The following is a 6,305-nucleotide window of genomic DNA, read 5'->3' as shown; positions in this document are numbered from 1 at the left end:
CGGCGGACCCGGCCCCCGGCCCGGAGCCCCGTCGGGCAAGCTAGGGGCCATGACTGCACATCTGATCACCGGAGCCGGGTCGGGCATCGGCACGGCCGTCGTCGAGCGGCTGGCCGAGCGCGGGGACGATCTGTGGCTGCTCGCCCGGGACGCCGGCCGGGCGAAGGAGCTGGAGAGCCGCTTCCCCGGCAGCCGCACGCTCGTCGGCGACCTCGCCACCCCCGAGAAGCTCTCCTGGGCCTTCGGGCACCAGGAACTGCCGGACCGGCTCGACTCCCTGCTGCACATCGCCGGCGTCGTGGACCTCGGCGACGTCGGCGACCTGACGCCCAAAATCTGGCAGCGCCAGCTCGCCGCCAACCTGGTCTCGCCCGCCGAGCTGACCCGGCTGCTGCTGCCCCAGCTCCGGCTGGCCCGGGGGCACGTGGTCTTCGTCAACTCCGGCGCCGGCCTGCGCGCCAACCCGCAGTGGAGCGCGTACGCCGCCAGCAAGCACGGCCTCAAGGCCCTCGCGGACGCGCTGCGCGCCGAGGAGCAGGCCAACGGCGTCCGGGTCACCTCCGTCTACCCCGGCCGCACCGCCACCCCGATGCAGGCCAAGGTCCACCAGCAGGAGGGCAAGGAGTACGACGCCTCGCGCTGGATGGCCCCCGAGTCGGTGGCGACCACCATCCTCACCGCGCTGGACCTGCCCCGGGACGCGGAGATCACCGACCTGTCCGTACGCCCCGGCGGCTGACACCGACCGCGGCCCCCGCGACCGGCGGAGCGGCCACCCCGTAACCCGCCCCCGTAACCCGCTCCGGGACCGGCCCCCGCGACCACCCGCCCCGCTGCGCACCGGCGGCACCTGCCACGTCTCGTAACCTTTCGGGGTGAGCGAGACGCAGAACAGCAGCCGGCGGTGGGCGGGGGCCGCGACCGGGGTCGGATCGATGCCCGGCACGGACGCGCGCGAAGCCGCGAAGACCGTGACCGGCACCTTCGAAGGATTCCCCTACCTCCCCGAACTCCCCGCGCGCGGCCCAGGCGCCGACATGATCGGCCGCACGGCCGGGCTGCTCGTGGAGGTGTACGCGCACGTGGAGCCCAGCGGCTGGCGCATCAGCGACCGGCCCGGCCGCGACACCCGCCGCGCCCACTCCTGGCTGGGCGAGGACCTCGACGCGCTGGAGGAGTTCACCCAGGGCTGGACCGGCCCGCTGAAGGTCCAGGCCGTCGGGCCCTGGACGATGGCCGCGGCCCTGGAGCTCAGGAGCGGCGAGGCGATGCTCTCCGACGCCGGCGCCTGCCGCTACCTCGCCGGGTCGCTCACCGAGGGCCTGCGCGCCCACCTGGCGGAGGTACGGCGCCGGGTGCCGGGCGCCGAGCTCGTGGTGCAGCTCGACGAGCCGTCGCTGACGGCGGTGCTGCGCGGGCACGTGAAGACGGCCAGCGGCTACCGCACCCACCGCGCCGTCGACCGGCAGGTCGTGGAGGGCGCGCTGCGCGACGTCATGGCGGCCGCCGGCGACGCCCCCGTGGTGGTGCACTCCTGTGCCCCGGACGTGCCGTTCGCCCTGCTGCGCCGGGCGGGCGCGCGCGGCGTCTCGTTCGATTTCTCCTTGCTCACCGACCGTGACGACGAGGTCATCGGCGAGGCCGTGGAGGGCGGGCTGACCCTCTTCACCGGGGTCGTCCCCGGCGTCGACGGCCCATTGTCGGACCCTGCCGGTAGCGTCATGGGTGTCAGGACGCTCTGGCGCAGGTTGGGCCTGTCGCCGGGGACTCTCGCCGAGTCCGTCGTGGTCACCCCGGCCTGTGGGCTGGCGGGGGCCACGCCCGGGTACGCCCGGGCCGCGCAGGCGCACTGCGCGCGGGCCGCGAAGTCGCTCGGTGACAACCCTGAGTGACCGCACTCATGGACAACGGGAGGAAGCAACGGTGGCCGCCGAACAGCAGGAGGTAGCACCCGCCGAGGTGCGCGAGCAGCACGACCGGCTCGCCGAGCAGATCGAGGAACACCGCTTCCGGTACTACGTCAAGGACGCCCCGGTCATCAGCGACGCCGAGTTCGACCGGCTGCTGCGGTCCCTGGAGGCGCTGGAGGACGCCTACCCCGGGCTGCGCACCCCCGACTCGCCCACCCAGAAGGTCGCCGGGGCGTACGAGACGGACTTCACCGCCGTCGAGCACCGCGAGCGGATGCTCAGCCTGGACAACGCCTTCGACGACGAGGAGCTGGCCGCCTGGGCGGACCGCGTCGCCCGGGAGCTGGGCGACACCTCGTACCACTTCCTGTGCGAGCTGAAGGTCGACGGCCTCGCCGTCAACCTCACCTATGAGCACGGGCGGCTGACCCGCGCCGCCACCCGTGGCGACGGCCGCACCGGCGAGGACATCACCCCGAACATCCGGACCATCTCGGAGATCCCCGAGCGGCTGCGGGGCGGGCTGATCCCCGAGCTCGTCGAGATCCGCGGCGAGGTCTACTTCCCGATGGAGAAGTTCGAGGAGCTGAACGCCCGGCTGGTGGCGGCGGGGGAGAAGCCGTTCGCCAACCCCCGTAACGCCGCGGCCGGTTCGCTGCGCCAGAAGGACCCCAAGGTCACCGCGAGCCGCCCGCTGCACATGGTGGTGCACGGCATCGGCGCGCGCCGCGGCTTCGACATCGCGCGCCAGTCCCAGGCGTACGACCTGCTGCGGGAGTGGGGGCTGCCCACCGCCGGGCACAACAAGGTCGTGGACCGGCTGGAGGACGTGCGGGCGTTCATCGCCGCGTACGCCGGGGAGAACCGCCACTCCGTCGAGCACGAGATCGACGGTGTGGTGGTCAAGCTGGACGAGATCCCGCTGCAGGGCCGGCTGGGCTCCACCTCCCGCGCCCCGCGCTGGGCCATCGCCTGGAAGTACCCGCCGGAGGAGGTCAACACCAAACTCGTGGACATCCGCGTCGGTGTCGGCCGCACCGGCCGGGTGACGCCGTACGCCGTGGTGGAGCCGGTGACCGTGGCCGGCTCGGAGGTGGAGTTCGCCACGCTCCACAACCAGGACGTGGTCAAGGCCAAGGGCGTCCTCATCGGGGACACCGTCGTGCTGCGCAAGGCGGGCGACGTCATCCCCGAGATCCTCGGCCCGGTGGTGGACCTGCGCACCGGCGACGAGCGGGAGTTCGTGATGCCCGCCGAGTGCCCGGACTGCGGCACCGCCCTCCAGCCGATGAAGGAGGGGGATGTCGATCTGCGCTGCCCCAACGCCCGGTACTGCCCGGCCCAGATCCGTGAGCGGATGTTCTATCTGGCCGGCCGCCGGTGCTTCGACATCGAGCACTTCGGGTATGTGGCAGCCACGGCCCTCACGCAACCGCTGGAGCCGTCGGAGCCGCCGCTGAAGGACGAGGGCGATCTCTTCGACCTCTCGCTCGACCAGTTGCTGCCCATCAAGTCCTACGTCCTCGACCAGGACACGGGGCTTCCCAAGCGCGATCCCAAGACCGGCGAGGAGAAGGTGGTGACCTTCTTCGCCAACCAGAAGGGCGAGCCCAAGAAGAACGCGGTCGCGATGCTGGAGAACATCGCGGCGGCCAAGGAGCGCCCGCTCGCCCGCGTCATCACGGCCCTGTCGATCCGTCATGTCGGCCCCGTGGCCGCGGCCGCCCTGGCCCGCGAGTTCCGGTCGCTCCAGCGGATCGAGGAGGCCTCGGAGGAGGAGCTGGCCGCCACCGAGGGCGTGGGGCCGACCATCGCCGCCTCCCTCAAGCAGTGGTTCGCCGAGGACTGGCACCGCCACATCGTGGCGAAGTGGCGGGCCGCCGGAGTGCGGATGGAGGAGGAGGGCGGCGAGGACGAGGGGCCGCGGCCCCTGGAGGGCATCACCGTTGTCGTCACCGGAACGCTGGCCTCGCACACCAGAGATGGCGCGAAAGAGGCGCTGCAGAGCCGAGGCGCGAAGGTGACGGGTTCCGTTTCGAAGAAGACCGACTTCGTTGTGGTAGGTGACAACCCGGGTTCGAAGTATGACAAGGCAATCCAGTTGAAGGTGCCCGTGCTCGATGACGACGGCTTCGCTGTCCTGCTCGAACAAGGTGTCGATGCCGCTCGGGAGGCCGCGTTGGCGCCCCCCGAATAGCCGTCAGCCGTCACCCGTTCGGCGCATACCAGATGGTTACGGGTGCCTGGGTCGCATTCGGGCAACCGCTGCCGATCGCTGCCCGTCAAAGGCGTCCGCGGCCTACTGTTGAGGTGTGCGCCTGCCGTGCACGGCTGCGTGGTGGGATCTCAGACGTGGTGGCATCGGAAGAGGTGTCACGACGTGGCGTGGGCACCGCCGGCTGTGAGAGGGACGGGAATGAAACCGACCGAGAGCGCCGACCCGGTGTCACGGCTGCGCCGGTTCGCCGCGTCGAAGATGCCGCTGGCCGCGATCACCATAGCCGGGGCCGCCCTCGCCACCGGGGTGGTGAAGGTGCTCGGTGACGGCCACGCGCTCTTCCCGAACGCCACGGTGGGCTGGTCCCTCGCCGTCCTCACCGGCATCATCGTGGGCCATCTGGTCGCCCTCGGCCGCGACCGCTGGTGGGGCGGCACCGGCTCCGGCGCCGCCCTCACCCTGGCGGTGCTGCTGCTCTACGGCTGGGTGCCCGCCCTGCTGGTCAGCCTGGCCGTGGTGGTGCTCGTCAGCGCCGCCCGCCGGCACCGCTGGCGGCAGGGCCTGGTGCACGGCGCCGTGGACATCCTCGGCATCGGCACCGCGGCCCTCGCGCTCGCGGCCTTCGGCACCATCCCCTCCGTCGAACGGCCCTGGCAGCCCGCCACCTGGGACCTCTTCGTCCTGCCCGAGATCCTGCTCGCCGCCGTCGGCTATCTCGCCGTCACCCGGGTGCTGCTGTGGTTCCTCGTCGCCCCCGGCGACGGTGGGCTGCCCACCGTCGCCCGGACCGCCCTGGTGCGCCAGGCCCTGGTCGCCGTGGCGCTGCTCGGCATCGCGCCGCTGATCTGCGTGGTCGCCGTCCACATGCCCGTGCTGCTGCCGCTGTTCGCCGTCCCCCTGATCGCCCTGGACTCCACGCTCTGGATCGCCCGCGCCCGCGCCGAGGAACAGCTGCGCGACCCGCTGACCGGGCTGCCCAACCGGCAGTGGCTGCTGGAGCGCACCTGGACCGCGATCGACGACGCCGAACGGGCCAACGAGCGCACCGCCCTCGTACTGATCGATCTCGACCGGTTCCGCTCGGTCAACGACACGCTCGGCCATCTCGCGGGCGACCGGCTGCTCCTCCAGATCGCCGAGCGGCTGCGCGACGCCCTGCCCCGCGGCGCGGAGGCCGCCCGGCTCGGCGGCGACGAGTTCGCCGTACTGCTGCCCACCGCCGACTCCACCACCAGCGCCCAGCGCGTGGCCCGCCAGCTCGTCGCCATCCTCGGCTCACCGCTCGACCTCGACGGGCTCACCCTCGTCCTGGAGGCGTCCGCCGGCGTCGCCGTCTTCCCCGACCACGCCCTCGACGCCGAGGGGCTGCTGCGCCGCGCCGACGTGGCGATGTACCAGGCCAAGCGGGACCGCAGCGGGGTGGAGGTCTACGAGGCCAAGCGGGACGGCAACACCCCCGACCGGCTCGGCCTGCTGGGCGACCTGCGCCGGGCCCTCGACGCCGGCGAGGTGGAGCTGCACTACCAGCCCAAGGTCGGCTTCGACGGCCATGTCGCCGGGCTGGAGGCGCTGGTGCGCTGGGTGCACCCGGAGCGGGGCCGGGTCTCGCCGGACGAGTTCATCGCGATAGCGGAGTCCTCGGGGCTGATGCCCCACCTCACGGAGTACGTGCTGGAGACCGCGCTGGGCCAGGTGGCCAAGTGGCGCGCGGTGGGCCTGGAGGTGCCCGTCGCCGTCAATGTCTCGCCCCGCGACGTGCACACCCCCGGCTTCGCCGGCGCCGTCGCCGCCCGGCTCGCCCGGCACGGGGTGCCGCCCGGGGCGCTCCAGCTGGAGATAACCGAGCACGTGCTGCTGGAGGACCCGCAGCGCGCCGCGGACACGCTCGCCGGGCTCACCGGCCACGGCGTGAAGATGTCCCTCGACGACTTCGGCACCGGGTACTCCTCGCTGGTGCACCTGCGGCGGCTGCCGGTGAGCGAGCTCAAGATCGACCGGTCGTTCGTCGCCCGGCTCGCGGTCGACACGGAGGACGCGGAGATCGTCCGCTGCACGGTCGACCTGGCGCACTCCCTCGGGCTGCTCGTCGTCGCCGAGGGCGTGGAGGACGACGAGACCTGGGAGCGGCTGCGGGACCTCGGCTGCGACGCGGTGCAGGGCTGGCTGGTGGCCGCCGC

General features: G+C 72.8%; 4 protein-coding genes. All 4 read left to right on the top strand.

All coding sequences use genetic code 11. The features are described 5' to 3' along the window. Positions 1–49: 49 nt before the first annotated feature. Positions 50–739, top strand: a complete 690-nt coding sequence (locus tag ACSNOD_RS27180) for an SDR family oxidoreductase (protein ID WP_436769713.1) — start codon at positions 50–52, stop codon at positions 737–739. A 196-nt stretch (positions 740–935) separates the two neighbouring features. Beyond that, complete coding sequence (locus ACSNOD_RS27175; protein ID WP_436769714.1) at positions 936–1,892, top strand: methionine synthase; 957 nt, start codon at positions 936–938, stop codon at positions 1,890–1,892. Positions 1,893–1,923: 31 nt separating this feature from the next. After that, positions 1,924–4,107: an NAD-dependent DNA ligase LigA gene (ligA, locus tag ACSNOD_RS27170; RefSeq protein ID WP_436769712.1), complete on the top strand. Its 2,184-nt coding sequence runs from the start codon at positions 1,924–1,926 to the stop codon at positions 4,105–4,107. Positions 4,108–4,326: 219 nt separating this feature from the next. Then, positions 4,327–6,305, top strand: a 1,979-nt coding sequence (locus tag ACSNOD_RS27165) for a putative bifunctional diguanylate cyclase/phosphodiesterase (protein WP_436769711.1), incomplete at its 3' end; no start/stop codon positions are given.

Origin of the sequence: Streptomyces sp. URMC 123, assembly GCF_051386515.1 — a bacterium.
GTDB lineage: Bacteria > Actinomycetota > Actinomycetes > Streptomycetales > Streptomycetaceae > Streptomyces.
The sequence above is the reverse complement of the archived record's forward strand: the minus strand, read 5'-3'. Positions and strand labels throughout refer to the sequence as shown.